General features: G+C 69.7%; 16 protein-coding genes. 8 read left to right on the top strand and 8 right to left on the bottom strand.

Annotated features, from left to right (window positions below; all coding sequences use genetic code 11):
- The first annotated feature begins 10 nt into the window (after positions 1 to 10).
- Positions 11 to 1,159 carry an acyl-CoA dehydrogenase family protein gene (locus IRT45_RS13885; protein WP_194806258.1) on the top strand — a complete coding sequence of 383 codons (1,149 nt, stop codon included), beginning with the start codon at positions 11 to 13 and terminating at the stop codon, positions 1,157 to 1,159.
- A gap of 60 nt (positions 1,160 to 1,219) precedes the next feature.
- Here the strand turns inward: IRT45_RS13885 and bfr are convergent, their stop codons facing one another.
- The 3 genes from bfr to IRT45_RS13870 form a co-directional block, all read right to left on the bottom strand.
- On the bottom strand, positions 1,220 to 1,702 hold the full coding sequence (gene bfr, locus IRT45_RS13880) for a bacterioferritin (RefSeq protein ID WP_194806257.1): 483 nt from the start codon (positions 1,700 to 1,702) through the stop codon (positions 1,220 to 1,222).
- A gap of 58 nt (positions 1,703 to 1,760) precedes the next feature.
- Positions 1,761 to 1,952: a bacterioferritin-associated ferredoxin gene (locus tag IRT45_RS13875; protein WP_083904347.1), complete on the bottom strand. Its 192-nt coding sequence runs from the start codon at positions 1,950 to 1,952 to the stop codon at positions 1,761 to 1,763.
- 155 nt (positions 1,953 to 2,107) lie between these two features.
- A complete protein-coding gene (locus IRT45_RS13870) occupies positions 2,108 to 3,151 on the bottom strand; it encodes a GlxA family transcriptional regulator (protein WP_194806256.1) in 1,044 nt (347 codons plus the stop codon).
- 52 nt (positions 3,152 to 3,203) lie between these two features.
- Here IRT45_RS13870 and IRT45_RS13865 point away from each other — a divergent pair, with 52 nt between their 5' ends.
- The 3 genes from IRT45_RS13865 to IRT45_RS13855 all read left to right on the top strand — a co-directional run bounded on the left by IRT45_RS13865 (position 3,204) and on the right by IRT45_RS13855 (position 7,246).
- On the top strand, positions 3,204 to 4,526 hold the full coding sequence (locus IRT45_RS13865; protein WP_309240950.1) for an MFS transporter: 1,323 nt from the start codon (positions 3,204 to 3,206) through the stop codon (positions 4,524 to 4,526).
- A 45-nt stretch (positions 4,527 to 4,571) separates the two neighbouring features.
- Complete coding sequence (locus IRT45_RS13860; RefSeq protein ID WP_309240949.1) at positions 4,572 to 5,966, top strand: serine hydrolase domain-containing protein; 1,395 nt, start codon at positions 4,572 to 4,574, stop codon at positions 5,964 to 5,966.
- Positions 5,967 to 6,136: 170 nt separating this feature from the next.
- A complete protein-coding gene (locus IRT45_RS13855; RefSeq protein ID WP_194806254.1) occupies positions 6,137 to 7,246 on the top strand; it encodes a hypothetical protein in 1,110 nt (369 codons plus the stop codon).
- Positions 7,247 to 7,253: 7 nt separating this feature from the next.
- Here IRT45_RS13855 and IRT45_RS13850 read toward each other — a convergent pair whose 3' ends face one another.
- Positions 7,254 to 8,102 carry an alpha/beta fold hydrolase gene (locus IRT45_RS13850; RefSeq protein WP_194806253.1) on the bottom strand — a complete coding sequence of 283 codons (849 nt, stop codon included), beginning with the start codon at positions 8,100 to 8,102 and terminating at the stop codon, positions 7,254 to 7,256.
- Between the two features lie 120 nt (positions 8,103 to 8,222).
- Entirely contained in the window at positions 8,223 to 9,149 is a 927-nt protein-coding gene (locus IRT45_RS13845; RefSeq protein ID WP_194806252.1) for a GyrI-like domain-containing protein, read from the bottom strand.
- A gap of 165 nt (positions 9,150 to 9,314) precedes the next feature.
- On the opposite strand from IRT45_RS13845, the gene IRT45_RS13840 reads away from it, so the two are divergent.
- Complete coding sequence (locus tag IRT45_RS13840; RefSeq protein WP_194806251.1) at positions 9,315 to 10,199, top strand: universal stress protein; 885 nt, start codon at positions 9,315 to 9,317, stop codon at positions 10,197 to 10,199.
- A 216-nt stretch (positions 10,200 to 10,415) separates the two neighbouring features.
- Positions 10,416 to 14,387, top strand: coding sequence for a trehalose-phosphatase (gene otsB / locus IRT45_RS13835; protein WP_309240948.1), 3,972 nt, complete (start codon positions 10,416 to 10,418; stop codon positions 14,385 to 14,387).
- 84 nt (positions 14,388 to 14,471) lie between these two features.
- Here otsB and IRT45_RS13830 read toward each other — a convergent pair whose 3' ends face one another.
- The 3 genes from IRT45_RS13830 to IRT45_RS13820 are packed head-to-tail and all read right to left on the bottom strand — an operon-like array spanning position 14,472 to position 16,664.
- Complete coding sequence (locus tag IRT45_RS13830; protein WP_194806249.1) at positions 14,472 to 15,047, bottom strand: hypothetical protein; 576 nt, start codon at positions 15,045 to 15,047, stop codon at positions 14,472 to 14,474.
- Positions 15,044 to 15,727 (bottom strand): SRPBCC family protein, encoded by a 684-nt coding sequence (locus IRT45_RS13825; protein ID WP_194806248.1) that lies wholly within the window; start codon positions 15,725 to 15,727, stop codon positions 15,044 to 15,046. Before IRT45_RS13825 ends, IRT45_RS13830 begins: the two co-directional genes overlap by 4 nt.
- A complete protein-coding gene (locus IRT45_RS13820; RefSeq protein ID WP_194806247.1) occupies positions 15,714 to 16,664 on the bottom strand; it encodes a universal stress protein in 951 nt (316 codons plus the stop codon). Before IRT45_RS13820 ends, IRT45_RS13825 begins: the two co-directional genes overlap by 14 nt.
- Before the next feature lie 307 nt (positions 16,665 to 16,971).
- On the opposite strand from IRT45_RS13820, the gene IRT45_RS13815 reads away from it, so the two are divergent.
- A complete protein-coding gene (locus tag IRT45_RS13815) occupies positions 16,972 to 17,565 on the top strand; it encodes a hypothetical protein (RefSeq protein ID WP_194806246.1) in 594 nt (197 codons plus the stop codon).
- Between the two features lie 25 nt (positions 17,566 to 17,590).
- On the top strand, positions 17,591 to 18,502 hold the full coding sequence (locus IRT45_RS13810) for a universal stress protein (RefSeq protein ID WP_194806245.1): 912 nt from the start codon (positions 17,591 to 17,593) through the stop codon (positions 18,500 to 18,502).
- The last annotated feature ends 4 nt before the right edge of the window (positions 18,503 to 18,506 follow it).

Below are 18,506 nucleotides of genomic sequence, written 5' to 3'. Positions count from 1 at the left end.
GAGATCCGGCGTGCGCCGAGAACTGTTCACCGCCGACCACGAATCGTTCCGGGCACTGGCCCGCGAATTCATCGAGAAACATGTGGTCGAGAACTACCCGGACTGGGAACGCGCCGGCCGGATGCCGCGCGAGATCTTCACGCGGCTGGGCGAATTGGGTCTGCTCGGCATCGCGATCCCCGAACAGTACGGGGGAGCGGGGCTGCGCGACTACCGCTACAACGTGGTGCTGCAGGAGGAGGCCGCGCGGGCGCTGGTCACGCTGTCGACCGTGCGCACCCAGTTGGACGTGATCCTGCCGTACTTCCTCGATTACGCCGACGCCGGCCAGCGCGAGCGCTGGTTTCCCGGCCTGGCCTCGGGGCAGCTGCTGACCGCCATCGCCATGACCGAACCCGGCACCGGTTCGGATCTGGCCGGGGTGCGAACCACCGCCGTCCGCGACGGTGACCACTACGTACTCAGCGGGGCCAAGACGTTCATCACCGGTGGGCTGCTGGCCGATCTGGTGATCGTGGTGTGCCGGACCTCCACCGACCCGGGCAACCGCCGGCACGGGCTGACACTGCTGGTCGTCGAGGACGGCATGCCCGGCTTCGCTCGTGGCCGGGTGCTGGAGAAGATGGGCTGCAAGGTGCAGGACACCGTCGAGCTGTCGTTCGACGAGGTGCGGGTGCCGGTGGCGAACCGGCTCGGCGAGGAGGGCGCGGGCTTCGGCTACCTCGGCCACAATCTGCCCCAGGAACGGCTGACCGTCGCCGTCGGCTCGGTGGCGCAATCGCGCGCCGCGCTCACCGCGACCGTCGCATATGTGAAGGAGCGCAAGGCATTCGGCACGCCGGTCGCCTCGTTCCAGAACACCAAATTCGAAGTGGCGGCCATGTCCGCAGAGATCGAGGCGGCCCAGACCATGCTGGACCGGGCGGTCGCCGACCTGGTCGACGGGGTGCTCTCCGGGGCCGACGCCGCCCGCGTGAAGCTGTTCTGCACGGAGGTGCAGGCCCGGGTGGTCGATCGCTGCCTGCAGTTGTTCGGCGGTTACGGCTACATGATGGAATATCCGATCGCGCGGCTCTACACCGATGCCCGGGTGGCGCGCATCTACGCCGGAACCAGTGAGGTGATGAAGACGATCATCGCCAAATCGCTGGCGTTGTAAGCGTTTCCGGCACACGAACACCCGGCCGCGAGCGCTCGGCGGCCGGGTGGCGTGCCGGCGTCAGTCCCCTTCGGGGGTATCGGTGTAGCGCTGCAGATAGAGCTGCTCGCCCAGCGCGTCCAGCAGTGCGATCTCGGTTTCGAGGTAGTCGACGTGGCTTTCCTCGTCCTCGAGGATCGACTCGAAGATGCGGGCGGAGGTGACATCGCCGCGCGAGCGCATCAGCTCGATACCGCCGCGCAGCCGGGTCACGGCCTCCATCTCGATCTGCAGGTCGGCCCGCAACTGTTCCGGAACGGTCTGGCCGATCCGCAGCGGATTCAGCTTCTGGTAGTTCGGCAGACCGTCGAGGAACAGGATCCGATCGGTGAGGACCTCGGCGTGCTTCATCTCATCGATGGATTCGTGACGCGTGTGCCTGGCCAGCTTGGGATAGCCCCAGTTCTCCTGCATCTTGGCGTGCAGGAAGTACTGATTGATCGCCGTGAGTTCGGCCGTCAACTGCTCGTTGAGCAGCGCGATGATTTCCTTGTCGCCTTCCATGACGTGTGATCGTGGCACATATCACAGATCAGGGGAATGAGCGGGGTGCGTGTCGGTGTCAGGCAGCAGTCGGCTCGGCCGGTGCGTCGGTGCGCGCCCGCCCTATCGCCTCGGCCAATCGGGCGGTGCACGAGCCGCAGCCCGGCTTCCAGCCACAGGCCTTCTTGACTTGTCTGGTCGAACAGGCGCCGGCGGCGACGCAGGTGTGCACGTCTGCCTCGGAGACGGCGTTGCAGATGCAGATGTACACGGTCGGCCTCGGATTGCTCTGTATGACAATTGCGGGGTCGCTTCGGGAGGTAAGCCTCGCCTAAACAGGTAACCCTTGCCTAAGGTAGCACCCGGGGAGCGGGGGTTGTCAATGGGTCGGCGCGCGTCGCGCACATGCTGCATGCCGAGCGCCGCTCACCGCGCGACCGGCTGATCGTGCTCCGGCCTCGGCTGCCGGAACGTCTTGCGATAGGCGATCGGCGCGACGCCGAGCTGGGTGCGCAGGTGATGGCGCAGCGAGGCCGCGGTACCCATACCGGACGCGCGGGCGACCTCGTCCACGGTGAGTGCGGTGGTTTCCAGCAGATGGCGGGCGTGGCGCATCCGCTGGTGCAGGATCCAGGCGCCGGGCGCCGTGCCGGTCTCGGCCTTGAAACGGCGGGTGAACGTGCGCACGCTCATCCGGGCGTGCGCGGCGAGGGTGGTGAGATCCAGATCCTCGTCCAGTCGCGCGAGGGCCCATTCCCGGGTCTCGGCGGTGCTTTCCGCGCCCGGATCCGGGACCTGCTGTTCGATGAACTGCGACTGCCCGCCTTCGCGCCAGGGCGGTACGACGCAGTAGCGCGCGGCCCGGTTCGCGGCCGCGCTGCCGTGATCGGAGCGCACCAGATGCAGGCACAGATCCACCCCGGCCGCCAGACCCGCTGCGGTGGAGACAGTGCCGTCCTCGACGAACAGCAGATCCTCGTCGAGCAGTACGGCGGGAAACAGGGTGCGAAACTCCGCCGCGTACTTCCAGTGCGTGGTGGCGCGGCGGCCGTCGAGAAGACCCGCCGCGCCCAGGACGAACGCGCCGGTACAGATCGAGACGAGGCGCGCATCGGGCCGGACCGACGCCAGCGCGGCCGTCACCTCGGGCGGCAGGACGCCGTCGCGGCGCGGGCCCGGCATGGCCGTCCCCGGCACGATCACGGTGTCGGCGCGACCCAGCAGTTCGGCGCCGTACTCCGGGGTGATGGCATAACCGTTGGTGGACGGGATCGGGGACCGGTCCAGACCGCAGATCCGCACGTCGTAGAGCGCGGTGCCGTCGTCGGCGGTGGCCGCGCCGAGCACGGTCGGCGGAATCGTCAGATCGAAGCCGACGATGGGCGCCAAGGCCAATACGGCCACCAGATGCGGGTCCGGCACGGTCGCCTCCTCGTCGTGGATACCGGGAATGGCTGAATCTTTACGCATTATGGCATTCAGGCCACTCGTCGGCGACCGCGTGATTCGGCACGCTCGTCCGGTGACCGAGATTCGCCTCACCGACCCCGTCCCTTCGCCACCGCCCCAGCGGCCCACGACGCGATTCGCGCGTGGTCCGCATCCGGCGTGGACCGTCGCCGCCGTCGGCTTCGTCGCGCTGCTGGGCGCGGCCGCGTTCCGCTCGGTGCCGAGCGTGCTGATGGATCCGCTGCACGAGGAATTCGGCTGGTCGCACGGCACCATCGGCGCCGCGGTTTCGGTGAATATGCTCTTGTACGGGGTGATTTCGCCGTTCGCGGCCGCTGTGATGGACCGGTTCGGCATTCGGCTGGTGGTCGCGTGCGCGTTGTTGCTCGTCGCCGCCGGCAGCGGGCTCACCGTCTTCATGACCCAGCCGTGGCAGTTGATGGCGACGTGGGGGCTGCTGGTCGGCGTCGGCGTGGGATCGATGTCGATGCCGTTCGTCGCCACCATCACCGGACGCTGGTTCGTCCGGCACCGCGGCCTCGTCACGGGGGTACTGACCGCCGCCGGTGCCACCGGTCAGCTGGTGTTCCTGCCGCTCGTCTCGATGCTGGCCCGCGATCACGGCTGGCGGGCCCCGGCCCTGGTCGTCGCGGCGACCGCACTGGCCGTGGTGCCGCTGGTGGTGCTGTTCATCCGCGACTTCCCCAGCGACATCGGACGCACCGCCTACGGCGCCGGTCCCGGCAGCGACGCGGGCCTGCGCACCGCGGCGGCAGGCGGGGCGGCGCGGGCGCTGACCGTTTTGGCCGCGATCGTGCGCCGGCCCGTATTCTGGTTGCTGGCAGGCGGTTTCGCAATCTGCGGCGCCTCCACGAATGGATTGGTCGGCACCCATTTCGTCAGTGCAGCACACGATCACGGCATGCCGCCCACCACCGCGGCCGGACTGCTGGCCACCGTCGGCATCTTCGACGTCGCGGGCACCATCGCCTCGGGCTGGCTCACCGACCGCATCGGCTCGCGGTATCTGCTGACGATGTACTACGCGCTGCGCGGTCTGTCGCTGGTGATCCTGCCGATGCTGTTCGCTCCCGATGTGCGGCCGAGCATGTGGGTGTTCGTCATCTTCTACGGCCTGGACTGGATCGCGACGGTGCCGCCGACGGTCGCGCTGTGCCGCGAACACTTCGGCGCCGACGGGCCGATCGCCTTCGGCTGGGTGTTCGCCTCACATCAGATCGGTGCCGCGATCGCCGCGTCCGGCGCCGGCGTCATCCGGGACATGCAGGGCAGCTACCAGCTCGCCTGGTTCATCGCCGGAGGTCTGTGCGCGGTGGCGGCGGTGATGTCGCTGAGCATTCGCCAACCGCGTCCGCGAGAGGCGCTGGCGCAGTAGAGTTTCAATCCCGGCTCCACCGTTCCCGATGAGGGAGGTCGTGCAGTGCCAGTGGTTTCCGTGCCGATCCCGCCCCGGCTGATCGCCGGGGCGCTGACCGGCGTCGCAGTTCTGTTCGTTGCCTGCGGGTGCGGATCGTCGTCGAAACCCGCGCCCGCGAGCACCTCGTCCGCCGCCGCGACCACCTCGCCGGCCCCGGCCGTCCATCCGCTCGACGAGCCCACGCTGCGCGGCATCGTCGAGTCGGTGGCGCGTCCGGCGTCGGTGCCGGGAGTGGTGGCCTTCGTCCGCACCGCCGCCGGCGAGGTCGGCACCTCCTACGGCACCCGGACCTTCGGCGGCGGCCCGGCGGTCACCGCGGCCGACCATGTGCGCATCGGATCGATCACCAAGACCTGGACCGGCACCGTGATCCTGCAACAGGTCCAGGAACACAAACTGGCCCTCGACGATCCGGTCTCGAAGTACCGGACCGATGTGCCCGGCGGCGCGGCGATCACCATCGCGCAACTGCTCGATATGCGCAGCGGCCTCTACAACTACAGCGAGACCCGGGAACTGGCCGAGGCCATGGACGCCGACCCGGGCCGGGTGTGGCAGCCCGACGAACTGCTCGCCATGGCCTATGCGCATCCGCCGTATTTCGCACCGGGACAGGGCTATCACTACTCGAACACCAATACGATCCTGCTCGGGCTGATCGCCGAACAGCTGGACGGCAAACCGCTCGAGCAGATCATGCGGGATCGGTTGTTCGGGCCGCTCGGGCTGACCCAGAGCTCGTTCCCGGCGCGCACGTCCGCGGCCTTACCCGACCCGCACCCGCAGGGCTACATGTACGGCACCAACGTCTTGACCATGGGGACGCCGCCGGCGCTGCCGCCCGAGATGCAGGCCGAGGCCAAGGCGGGCCGGCTGCTGCCCGGTGATCGCACCGCGGACAATCCCTCCTGGGCGTGGGCCGCGGGCGCCGGGATCTCCACGGTCGCGGATCTGGCCACCTGGGCCGAGGCGCTCACCGACGGCAAGGTCCTCGATGTGGACATGCAGGCCAAGCGCATGGGCAGTCTGCAGGCGACCGATCCGGCCAACCCGCCGGAGGCGCCGCAATACGGCCTCGCCATCGCCAAATTCGGTGCGCTGTACGGACATACGGGTGAGCTGCCGGGCTTCAACACCTTCGCCGGATCCGATCCGGCGCACAAGGTGACCGTGGTGGTGTGGGCGAATCTGGAACCCACCGCCGACGGGAACGCGGCGGCGAGTGCGATCGCCAAGCAGATCATCGAGCATCTGTACGGGACGGGCGCACTGCCCGCCGGATCGGCGACCGTCTCGCCCGGGGCGACGAGTGCGGCCACCGCCACCAGCCCCGCTGTCACACCCCCGGCCGCGCCGACCCCGCTGTCGCCGACCAGCGCGCCGACGCCCACTCGGTGAGCCGATCGGCACGAAAGCAGCAACAGTTCGGCATCCGATGCCCGTACGTGTGCCTGCCGGTGCCGATGTCCAGTAGCGTCGATGTGGTTACGAATCGGCAAACGCGGCGGCGGCTCTTCGCGCGGCCCGTGCGCCCGTCGAACAGTTCGGGGCAACGAAGGAGGATCGAAGTGCTGCACACCGACATCCCGACCCGCCGCGAGATCGAAATCCTCGCCGAATGGACCGGCCCCTGGTCGGTGTCGATCTACCTGCCCACCGAGGCCGCCACCCCGAATCCGGAGGCGAACCGGATCGCGTTCTCCAATCAGGTCCGGGAGGCGGTCGACCTGGTCACCGACAGTGACAGTCGCGCGGCCATCGCCGAACAGCTCGACGATCTGGCCGACGACGAGGATTTCTGGCGCTTCCAGTCGCACACTCTGGTGGTGCACGTATCGCCGCAGCGGATGTGGACCTTCCGGATCCCGAACCGCCTGGGCGCGGCGGTCACCGTCTCGGATCGGTTCCTGCTCAAGCCGCTGCTGCGGGCCGTCACCTTCCCGCAGGCCGCCTTCGTCCTCGCGCTGGCCGAGGGGTCCGTGCGGCTGGTCGAGGTGACCCCCGATCGGCCTGCCGAGGACGTGCGGGTGCCCGACATGCCCAGTGACGCCGCGGATTTCGCGCGGAAGGCCTCGATCGGCGATCGTTCGCCCAAGCGGCGGCTGACCGGCAGCGAAGGGAAGAAGATTCTGGTCCGGCAGTACGCGCGCGGCGTCGACCGCGCGTTGCGCGACATTCTCTCCGGGCGCGACACGCCGCTCATCCTGGCGGCGCCCGAGCCGATCGACGCGATCTACCGCTCGGTGGCCACCTACGGCGAACTGCTCGACGACGGAATTCCCGGCAACCCGGAACACCTGTCGGATCAGGAACTGGCCGACAGGGCCCGTCACATCCTCGACGGTCACTACGCGGCGCAACTGGCCGATCTGCGCCGGTTGTTCGACAAACGCCGCAGCGAGGCCCGTGCCACCGCCGACCTCGCCGATATCGCCCGTGCGGCCACCTTCGGCAGCGTGCAGACGTTGCTGGTCGACATCGACACCGCCGTGCCCGGCACGGTCGCCGAGGACACCGGTGCGATCGATTTCGGTCCCGCATCCGAGACCGAGATACCGGGGATCCTCGACGAGATCGCCCGCCGCGCACTGCTTTCGGGCGCGCGGGTGCTCGCGGTGCGCAAGGCAGATATCCCGGACGAGGCGTCGGCCGCCGCCATCCTGCGCTATTCGATGTGAGCGTGCGTCACGCCAGAAACGGTGTGACCAGTTCCAGCAGTGCCTCGGGGCCGTCCAGTGGGACGATGTGACCGCAGTCCGGAATCACCTGCCCGACAACGTCTTTCGTGATCGGCCTCAGTTGGCGATGCAGTGCGTCGCCGACCGAGCCCGCGCCCAGCGCGAGGGTCGGCACCGTGAGGCGCGCTGACGCGGTCGCCTCGGCCAGCAGCCGGGCCGTCCGGGGAAGGGCGCGGTAGTATTCGAAGCCGGCCCGCAACGCGTCCGCACCGGTATAGGCGTTCAGGATGCGTGCTCGCAGAACGGGATCGATCGGCTCATGCGGGACGCCGACCCGGAGGAACCAGTCGATGTAGTCGGACTCGTGGCCGAGCAGCACGGTTTCGGCCAGGCCCGGCACCGAATGGAAACCGAACCACCACGGCGGCCCGGCGGCCAGGAAATCCTCGGCGCCGGGCAGCGTGCCGAGCAGGGATTCCATCACCACCAGGCGGTCGACCCGATCGGGCCGGTGCAGTGCGGTCAGTACCGCGGCCGGCACCGAGGCGTCCACTGCCATGATCGAGGCGCGCTCGACGCCCAGGTGGTCGAGCAGGCTCACGATATCGGCGGAGACGGTGCCGGCGTCGTACCCGTCGGCGGGGCGCTCGCTCTCACCGAGCCCGCGCAGATCCGGCGCGATGATCCGGTGGGACCGCGCCAGCGCCGGTGCCACGCGATGCCAGATCCCGCGGGTGTGCGGCCAGCCGTGCAGCAGGACCAGCGGTGGGCCGGCTCCGGCGTCGGTCACCGCCAGCTCCACGGAATCGGTGGTGACGCGGCGGGTTTCGGCGTTCAGCCACTGATCGTCGGACATGCGCGGGCTCCTTCGGTGACTGCCGGTGACAAGATCAACCGTAGGAGGTGGAGCGGCGGCCCGCCACCGCACGGCTCGCCACGGGCGCGCGTGCGATCGCCGAAGGGGTTGCGCGAGAACCTAACCGTCGTGGGCCGTTGCCGTCGTGGCGAGGTCGTCGATCGCCGCGATGAGGTGGCGGCGGCTGTCGGCGGCGAGGAGCAGGAGTTCCTCGTCGTCCAGTGCGCGGGCCCAGATCGTCGGATCGACGGCCTCGACGACGACGGTCTCGCAGCGTTCACGCACGACCACCGGATGCGGCACGATCATGTCGGCCCGGTCGTCGTCCGCGAGTTCGGCCACGAGCAGATTGCGGCGGCAGACCTCCAGGATGGTGTGGTGGGCCAGGCGCCGGGTGCGGCCGTCGTACCGCGCCGTGTTCAGGTCGACCTCCGCGAGGATGGTGAAGCCGTTGGAGCGCAACGCGTTCCGGGTCCGATTCAGCGCGGTGTCGAAGTCGGAGAGCACTCGGGTGACGATCGTCGGCGAGGGAGCCACGGGCAGCCGGATCTCGGTGACGAGCTGGCGCGGATCGCTCACCTCGTCGGGGCCGACGAGATAGACCTCGGTCGGTGGGCCGACGACTCGGTAGGCATTGCGATCCACCCACTCGGCGAGGCTCCGGTAGGCGGCGCCGAGATCGCGGTAACCGCCGTGGTGGCAGGCGCGAGCCACCGTCGTGCCGGGGGTGACGAGCACTTCGGCACCCGAGGCCAGACTCAACTCGGCGGCGGGCTCGACCGGCACACGGAAGTCGACGCTCGTCGCGACCGTCGATCGTTCGGTGTCGGTGTAGGTGATCGCGGTCGGGCCGCTGGCGGTGAGGCCGGATCGGGCGACGGTCGCGAACAGTTCGCGCATACCCGCGGTGATGTCCTCACCGGGCCGATCCGTCCGGATCGCGCGAGGTAGTCGCAACAGAGCCTGCGGCGGCACTTCGCACACGTCCACCCGGTAGTCCATGGCGTCCTCTTTCTCGGTGTCTGCCTCGACAATGCCCGCGGTCACGCCGATGCGCGAGGGACCAAGGGCCTGTCCTGCCGGGACGAACGCGCCGACTTCGCCCCGGTGGCGGGCCGCGGACGAAGGCGGCCCGCGATGGCGACTTTCGGCCCTAGATCGTCGGTCACCGCAGCCGGACGATCGGAGCAGGCCCGGCAGCAGGAGGCGGCGATGAGCACTGACAACGGGACCGAGCGGACGATCGTCGCGGCGGTCGACGGATCCGGTACGGCGCTGCAGGCGGTGCGGTGGGCGGCGGCTGAGGCGGCCGTGCGCCGGTGGGGATTGCGGATCCTGCTCTCGTCGGCCTCGGCCCCGCGCACCGGACTCAGCGCGATGGAGATCGTCGGCGGCCGGGAATGGTTGTACTGGAACGGCGAAGGCGTGCTGTCGGAGGCGGCGGCCATGGCCCGGCATGTGGCCGACGGTGTGGAGGTCACGACCGAACTCACCGCTGATCCGGTGATCGACACACTGGTGGAGCGCTCGGCGCGCACGCCGATGATCGTGGTCGGCAGCCACGGCCGCGGTGCGGTCCGCCGGGCGCTGCTGGGCTCGGTCAGCTCGGCGGTCACCCGGCAGGCCCGGTGCCCGGTCGCGGTCGTCCACCGCGAAAGCCTGTTCACCGTCGGCGAGGACGGGCGGCCGGTGGTGGTCGGCGTCGACGAGGAGGGCACCGCGGTCGGCTGTGCGTTCGAGGAGGCGGCGTTGCGCGGGGTCGGTCTGCGGGCTGTCCGATGCTGCGATGACGACGTCGGCGGGTTCGTCCTGGACGGGGAACTCCAGCAGTTCCGCGCGGACGAGACGCGGGCGCTGGATCGGCAATTGGATCCGTGGCACCGGAAGTATCCGGACGTCGCGCTGGAGTCGGAGGTCATGTTCGGCGGTCCGGCGCAGGTCCTGCTGGAACGAGCGGGCGACGCCCAGCTGCTGGTGGTGGGCCGGCACCGCTGGACGGGCCTGGTCGGAACCACGATGCGGTCCACGCGGGCCGCGGTCCTGCATCGCGCCCACTGCCCGACACTCGTGGTGCCGGAGCACGTGGAGCCGCGGTAGGCCCGGCCGGGATGTGTGTGCCCGGCCCGAATCAGCTGTGCGACAGCAACACTCGGAGCCGGCGACGCCGGTTCGGGTGGTCCGTTCGAAGCGATGTCCCGGCCGACCGGCATACGCGCGTGGCCGCCGCCGCCTGAAGCGGCCGGGGACCGGTGTCCGTGTGGATGGGGACTTGTGTACCTTGCCGGGGCCCGCACGCGAGCGGAGCCTGGGGGAGTGCACCCTGACAAATCGGTGGCTGGGCCGGTGATCGACGCGCGTCGCTACGACGCGGTGATCTTCGATATGGACGGTGTGGTCACCGACACGGCGTCGATCCACGCCGCCGCCTGGACGCAGGTCTTCGACGGATTCCTCGCCGCGCGCACACCCGGGCCGGGCGAGAACTGCGCGCCGTTCACCGCCTCCGACTACCAGGACTACGTCGACGGCAAACCGCGCTACGACGGCGTCGCGGATTTCCTTGCCTCCCGGGCGATCTCACTGCCGCGGGGCGAACCGTCGGACACGGCGGCCGACGCCACGATCTGCGGACTCGGCAACGGCAAGGACGAGATGTTCCTCGCCCGGATCGCCGAGTCGGGCGTCCCGGTGTTCGCCACCACGGTGGCGCTGGTGCGCCGCCTGCGCGCGGCGGGGGTGCGGACCGCGGTGTTCTCGGCGAGCCGCAATGCGGCTCAGGTACTCGACGCCGCGGGGCTCGGGGACCTGTTCGCCGTCCGGGTGGACGGTGTCGTGGCCGAAGAACTCGACCTGCCGGGGAAGCCGGATCCGGCCACCATGGTGCTGGCCACGCAACGGCTGGACGTCGAGCCCGAGCGGACGGTCGTCGTCGAGGATGCCGAGGCTGGGGTGAGCGCCGGGCGTCGCGGCGGTTTCGGACTGGTGATCGGCATCGAGCGCGCCGGCGATCCGGACCGGCTGCTGTGCACCGGAGCCGACGTGGTGGTCGCCGACGCCGAGGAGATCCGGGTGCGCAGTGGATTCCGCCGCCTGTCGGAGATCGCGGACGCGCTGGCGTGCTGGACGTCGATCGCCGACGCCGTCGAGGACGAGCACATCGCGGTGCTGCTGGATTTCGACGGCACGATCTCGGAGATCGTGCCCGATCCCGAGGCGGCGATCCCGATCGAGAATGTGCGCGCCACCCTGGTCACACTGGCGGCGCGGTGTCCCGTCGCCGTGATCAGCGGTCGCGGACTCGAGGATCTGCGCACGCGCGTGGGCGTCGAGGGCATCTGGTACGCCGGTAGCCACGGTTTCGAACTGATGGCGCCCGACGGCACCGAACACGTGCACGACGGCGGCCCGAAGGCGGAGCGGGCGCTGGTGCGGGCGGCGGCCGAACTCGCCGACCGGTTGAGCCGGATTCCGGGGGTGCTGATCGAGCCGAAACGATTCGCGGTCGCCGTCCATCACCGCAAGGTCGCCGCCGATGCCGTCTCGACGGTCGTGGCCACCGTGCACGATATCGCCCGCGGGCAGGGATTGCGCGTGACCGCCGGCCGCAAGGTCACCGAATTGCGTCCCGATGTGGACTGGGACAAGGGACGGGCGTTGCACTGGGTGCTGGATCTGGTGGGCCGCCCGGTGATGCCGATGTACCTCGGCGACGATCTGACCGACGAGGACGCCTTCGACGCGATCCAGGTCACCGGAGTGCCGCTGGTGGTTCGCCACGGCGACACCGGCGACCGGCGCACCGCGGCACGGTTTGCCCTCGACAGTCCCGCGCGGGCCGGCGAATTCCTGCAGCGGATGGCCGAATTGCTGACCGGGGAGAGCGACTGGGCGGTCGGACGCTCGTGGCTGCTCACCTACGACGGCTACGACCCCGGCGCCGAGCGGCTGCGCGAAGCGTTGTGCGCGGTGGGCAACGGCTACCTCGTCACCCGCGCGGCCGCACCGGAGACGCGCGCGGGAATCCACCACTATCCCGGAACCTATGTCGCGGGAATCTACAACCGGCTCGGCGACGATATCGCCGGGCGGCACGTCGAGAACGAGAGCCTGGTGAATCTGCCGAACTGGCTTCCCCTGACCTGGCGCATCGCCGACGGCGAATGGTTCGATCTCGACGATGCCGAATTGCTGGACTACACACAGCAATTCGATCTGCGCCAGGCGGTGCTCACCCGCAGGCTGCGCTGCCGCGACGCCGCCGGCCGGATCACGGCCGTGGTTCAGCAGCGTTTCGCGTCGATGGACTCACCCCACGCGTGCGCGATGCGAACCACGCTGACGCCCGAGAACTGGAGCGGGCCGCTCACCGTCCGGTCGGCGATCGACACATCGGTCCGCAACGCCGGAGTCGAGCGGTACCGCGACCTGTCCGGAACGCACCTGAGCGAGCTGCGCATCGATATCCCGGACGCGCACACCGCATCCACGCTGATGCGAACCACCCAGTCGCTGATTACCGTGGCGGTGGCCACTCGGACCACGGTGACATCGCACGGGCGGCAGACGGCCGGCTCGCCGCTCGCCGACGGTACCGCCGCCCACGATTTCGTCGTGCGTGCCGAGTCCCGGAGCGCCATCGTCGTCGACAAGACGGCGGCGGTGTTCACCGGCCGCGACCGCGCGATCTCCGCACCCGACGAGGCCGCCCTGCGCCTGCTCGACGAGGCGCCGGACTACGACGCGCTCCGCGCCGCGCACGCCGATGCCTGGGAGCATGTGTGGCGGCGGCTGCGCATCGATCTGGGCGCCAGTGAGGAATCGGTGCGCGCACTGCGACTGCACGTCCTGCAGGTGGCGCAGACGCTGTCGCGCCATACCGCCGACCTCGACGCCGGGGTGCCCGCACGAGGGCTGCACGGCGAGGCCTACCGGGGGCACGTGTTCTGGGACGAGCTGTTCGTCCTGCCGGTGGTGAGCCTGCGCGATCCGGCACTGACGCGAGAACTGTTGCGGTACCGCTACCGCCGCCTGCCGCAGGCGCGGGCCGCGGCGCGCGCACAGGGCTGCCGCGGCGCCTTGTTCCCCTGGCAATCCGGCAGCGACGGGCGCGAGGAGAGTCAGCGCCTGCATCTGAATCCCCGCTCGGGACACTGGAATCCGGACGCCAGCGCTCGCGCGCAACATGCCGGTCCGGCGGTGGCCTATAACGTGTGGCACTACTACCAGGCCACCGGAGATCGGGCGTTCCTCGCCGAGTTCGGCGCCGAACTACTGGTGGAGATCGCCCGGTTCTGGTCCGATCGGGCCAGCTACGATCCGGCCGACGACCGATATCACATCCGCGGTGTCATCGGACCCGACGAATTTCATTCCGGCTATCCCGGGCAGCCCTACCAGGGCATCGACGACAACGCCTACACCAATGTCATGGCCGTGTGGGTCATCCGGCGCGCCCTGGACGCGGTCGAACTGCTGCCGCCGCGGGTGCGGTCGGAACTGCTCGACCGCCTCGCGGTGCCGGCCGCCGAATCCGAACGCTGGGCCGAGGTCGCCGATCGGATGTTCGTGCCCTTCCACGAGGGAGTGATCAGCCAGTTCGCCGGATACGACCGGCTCGCCGAATTGGATTGGGACGACTACCGGCGCCGCTACGGCGATACCAGCCGGCTCGACCGCATCCTCGAGGCCGAAGGCGACGACGTCGACCGGTATCGAGTGGCGAAACAGGCCGACGTCCTGATGCTGTTCTATCTGTTCTCGGCCGACGAGCTGGGGCGGCTGTTCGCCGGGCTCGGCTACGACTTCGGCGGCCCGGACATCCCGCGCACCGTCGACTACTACCTGGCCCGCACCTCGCACGGCTCCACCCTGAGCGCCGTCGTCCACGCCTGGGTGCTGGCCCGGGCGAACCGGGACCGCGCGATGGAATTCTTCGGCAGCGTGCTGGAATCCGATATCGCCGACATCCAGGGCGGCACCACGGCCGAGGGGATCCACCTGGGCGCGATGGCCGGCAGTATCGATCTGGTCCAGCGCTGCTTCACCGGGCTCGAGACCCGCGACAACCGCTTGATCTTCGCCCCGTGCTGGCCGCCCCAGCTGGGCACACTGACCTTCGCGATCATCTACCACGGTCATCGCCTGACCGTGCGGATCGACGCCCGCCGGATCGAGATCAGCTCCGATACGGACGGAGCGCGGTCGATCACGATCGAATGCCGCGGCCACACCGTCGTACTGGCGACCGGAGAGAGCGTCACGCTGCCGGCGACCGACGAGCACTGATCGCAAAGCAGAGAGCATGGAAACGCCGAACCGTCCGGGCGGAAGCCGGCCGTCCGGGTGAAGGTCGGCGTGCCCTGCTTCGAATCAGGCTGCGCTCGAATGGAATTCGGTGACCCGCCACCATTGCGTGCCACCCGCGGCGTGACCGGTCGCCGCCACCGGCAGGTCGCGGCGGCGCAGGCCGGGCAGCACCCGATAATCGATCGTTCCCGGGACACTGACGAGGGCCAGCACCCGCCACAGGGCGCGGGCATAGGCGTCGGCGGAGGCCGCCCCGTCCCATTCGTAGAGCCCGCGATACGCACCGCGTTGATCGTGCGCCAGCCACAACTTGGTGATCAGGCCAGGGAACCCGGCGAAGAGCACGGTGTTGAGAATGCTCTCGCGACGGAACCACGCATGCCCGCGCCCGCGCACGCCCCGCAACTCGAAACGCACCAGCAGCACACACGGTTCGGGCGACGGGATCCGATCGATCACGGTTTCCCGGTAGACGTAGGCCGAGGTTCCGTCACCGAAACTCAGCCATGTTCCGACGTTCCGGGACGGGCAGCGGATGCGGTGGCGTGCCAGCAGGCCGGCGGTCGTGACCACGCACCGGGCGACCGCGCGGAACGCGGTCGCGCTCGGCAGTGGTGTCGGGGTGCCCGTGGTGGTCACGGTGTCGTGCTTCCGATCGGGACAGGCTGGGCGACGCGGTGTGCTTCGGCGCGTTCCTTGATGCCGCGCAACATCTTCTGCTCCATCACCAGACTGCCCGGTTCCAGGACGAAGGTGTCGAACAGCCGCAGCACGGGCGAGGCGCCGGGCGTCGCGATCCGGTTGCGGCTGACCAGCCGGGTGCCCTCCGGGCACGGATACAGTCCGAACGCCCAGACCCAGTTCCCGTCGTCGGTGCGGAAGACGAGCGCTCGTTCGGGTTCGAGCACCACTACCCGGGACGGGGTGCTGTCGGAATTCACCGTGACGGCGTCACCGACGGCGAGGTCCTGGAATTGCGGCAGGATCGCCCGGGCGCTGTGCACGTCGATGCCCAGGAGCCGGTCGATCCAGTCGTAGCTGTAGATTCCGCCGCGTTGTGGTCCGAACTGCACGAGCCAAGGCCAGACCGCGCCGGGATCGGCCGCGATCGTGAGCGCCCGGGTCGAGAGCAGGTCGGGCAGCAGGAGCAGATCGTCGCCCGGCATACGCCGCCGCACCTCCTCCTCGGTCGCGCCCCAGCTCAGACACCAGCGGCGGGCGAAGAGCCGGTAGCCGGTGGCGAGCCCGCCGAGAAAGGATGCGACGCCGACCGCCGCGGCCGCACCGCGACGGGCCGCCGAATGCTCAGTCCTCGTCATGCGCCTGCTCTCCCTCCGGCGAACGCACTACCATGACGGGGCATTTCGCATGCTGGACAAGGGAATTGGACACCGAACCCAGCAGCAGCCCGCGGAAGCTGCCGCGGCCGTGGCTGCCGACGACGATGAGCTGTGCGGAGTCGCTCCACCGCTGCAGATGGGCAGCGGGCTCGGCCATGCTGATGTGGCGGCGCACCGGGACGTCCGGATACTTCTCCTGCCAGCCGGCCAGTCGTTCCGCGAGGATCGCTTCCTCGTTCACCTCGATATCCGACATCGGGAACCAGGTGTACGGGTCGCCGACGAACGAGCCGAACGTCAGATCGCTCCACGCGTGGACGGCGACCAGTTCGGCGCCACGCTCGGCGGCTTCCTCGAACGCGGCCGCCACCGCGGCCTCGCTGAGCGGGCTGCCGTCGACGCCGACCACCACCGGGCCGGTCTCGCGCGGTCGTGGCTGGTCCTCGGATTCGGTGCGTACCACCACGACCGGGCCCTCGGCATGACTGGTGACCGACAGCAGGATCGAACCGATGTGGGCGCCGAAGCCGCCGGCGCCCGCTGTCCCCAGGGCGACCAGATATCCGGTAGCGCTGTGCCGCAACAGCATTCGCGCCGGATGCTCCGAGGAGACCTCCGTGCTGACCTGGACCTCGGGCAGAGTGCCGCGCACGGCGAGAGCCTCGCGGGCAACCAGTGCGGCGCCGTGGGCGCGCAGGCGTTCCAGCACCGCGGGCTCGGACAGGTCGTAGTTGTTGAACACCCGGTTCGCGCTCGGCAGGTCGAGTCCGTAGGCGATGCGCAGATCGCGTCCTCGATCGCGGGCGACCTCTGCCGCCCACAGCAGCGCGGTGCGGGCACCGGCCGACCCGTCGACACCGACCACGATCGGGGCGGAGGCGAGATGGTGCGCGTCGTCCGCGTACTGAGAGCTCATCGGTATGTCCTTTCACCCGGATCGACCCGCCGCGCGCCGACCCCGCAAGTGATTGCTGCCATACCCCGACCTTTCCCGACACAGGGAAGCGCCACCAGGGCCTTTGGTCCCGCCCTGCCGTCACGAGGGTCCACCGGAGCCGGACGCCCGGCGACCGGCCGACGGTTACCGCGGCGCCGACCGTCACGACGACCACGACTGTCCGAAGACTCGGCGTTCCGGTGACTTTCGGCCGTGCCCCGCCCGCTGTCCGGGCGCGATGCTGAGTGCGAACGACGTCGTGACCCGGCTGTGAGGAGATGACGACATGACTCGGTATCCGTCGTTGGCCCTGCGCGCGTGGCGTACCGGTCCCTGGGCGGCGAACCGGCTGATGCGGCCGTCGGACCGGATCGAGTCCGTCATCCGGATCCTGGCCGTCGTCGTGGTTCTCGCCGCGGTGCCGATCTGCGCGGCGATGGGCACGGCCCGCTACACCGATGCCGCCGTGCAGATTCGCGGCGAGAACGCGGCGAAGACGGCGGTTACCGCCACGATTGTCACCGATCCGGTCCGTACGACGGCGGCATCGATGGACGTGTCCGCCGATCGTTACGAAGCCACGGTTCGGTGGACGCACGACGGGCGATCCGGCGAAGCCACGACAACCGTGGCCGCCTCGGCGCATCCCGGGCAGCAGGTGACCATGTGGCTGGCCCCCGACGGCCGCCCGACCGCCGCGCCGCTGCCCGCCGACACCGCCGCGATGCGCGGCGTCGGGCTGGGAATGGCCACCTTCGTCGAAATCTGTTTCGCCACGGCGGCACTGGTATGGCTGACGGGCTGGGCCTTCGGCGTGCGCCATCGTGCCGGCTGGGGCCGGGAATGGCGAAAAATCAGTCGCCCCATAGGAACTCCGTAAACACACGATTCACGAGGAGAACATCATGACCGAGCATTCCGCCGTACCGCAGCGGCATATCGATCGGCCGATCGTCGCCGCGGTCGACGGCTCGGCCGTCGGTTATCACGCGGCCGCCTGGGCCGCCGCCGATGCCGCCCTGCGCGACTGCCGCCTGCATCTGGTCACCTCGATCTCGGTCGCGGGCGGGCTGGGGCCCGCCCCGATCCTCACCGAGGACGATATGAGCTGGCTGCGCGTGGACGCGGAACGCATCCTCGTCGAGGCCGCCCGCATCGCCCGCGCCGCGACACCGGACCGTACGCCGGTGATCACCACCGAGATCACCACCGACGCCGTCATCGGGCATCTGATCGCACAGTCCGATCAGGCGGAGGGGATCGTGGTGGGCAGCCGTGGCCTGGGCGCCATCCGGCGTGGCCTGCTGGGTTCGGTGTCCTCGGCGATCATCCGGCACGCGAATTGCCCGGTGACCGTGGTGCATTCGATATCGGCGACCGACGCCGTCACGGCGGTGAAGCCGGTTCTGGTCGGCGTCGACGGCACGGCGAACAGTGCGCCGGCGCTCGAATTCGCCTTCGCGGAGGCGTCGCGGCGCACCGTCGGACTGGTCGTGCTGCACGCGTGGAGCGACCGCAGCAGCGGCCTCGACCCGGCGATCGTCGGCTGGGACGCGATCCGGGAGTCCGAGGACGCGGTGCTGGCCGAGAACCTGGCCGGATACTCCGAACGGTATCCGGACGTGAAGGTGCGTCGCGAAATGGTGCTCGACCGGCCGGTGCGCTCCCTGCTCGATGCGTCGGAGAACGCGCAGCTGGTGGTCGTCGGCAGCCACGGCCGCGGCGGATTCACCGGAATGCTCCTCGGCTCCACCAGCGCGGCATTGGCGCAGTCGGTGGAATGCCCCATCACCGTGGTGCGGCGACCGGCCGAATAGATTG

Source organism: Nocardia sp. BSTN01 (assembly GCF_015354405.1).
GTDB lineage: Bacteria > Actinomycetota > Actinomycetes > Mycobacteriales > Mycobacteriaceae > Nocardia.
Note: the sequence above shows the minus strand (reverse complement) of the source record. Positions and strands in the feature narration are given on the sequence as shown.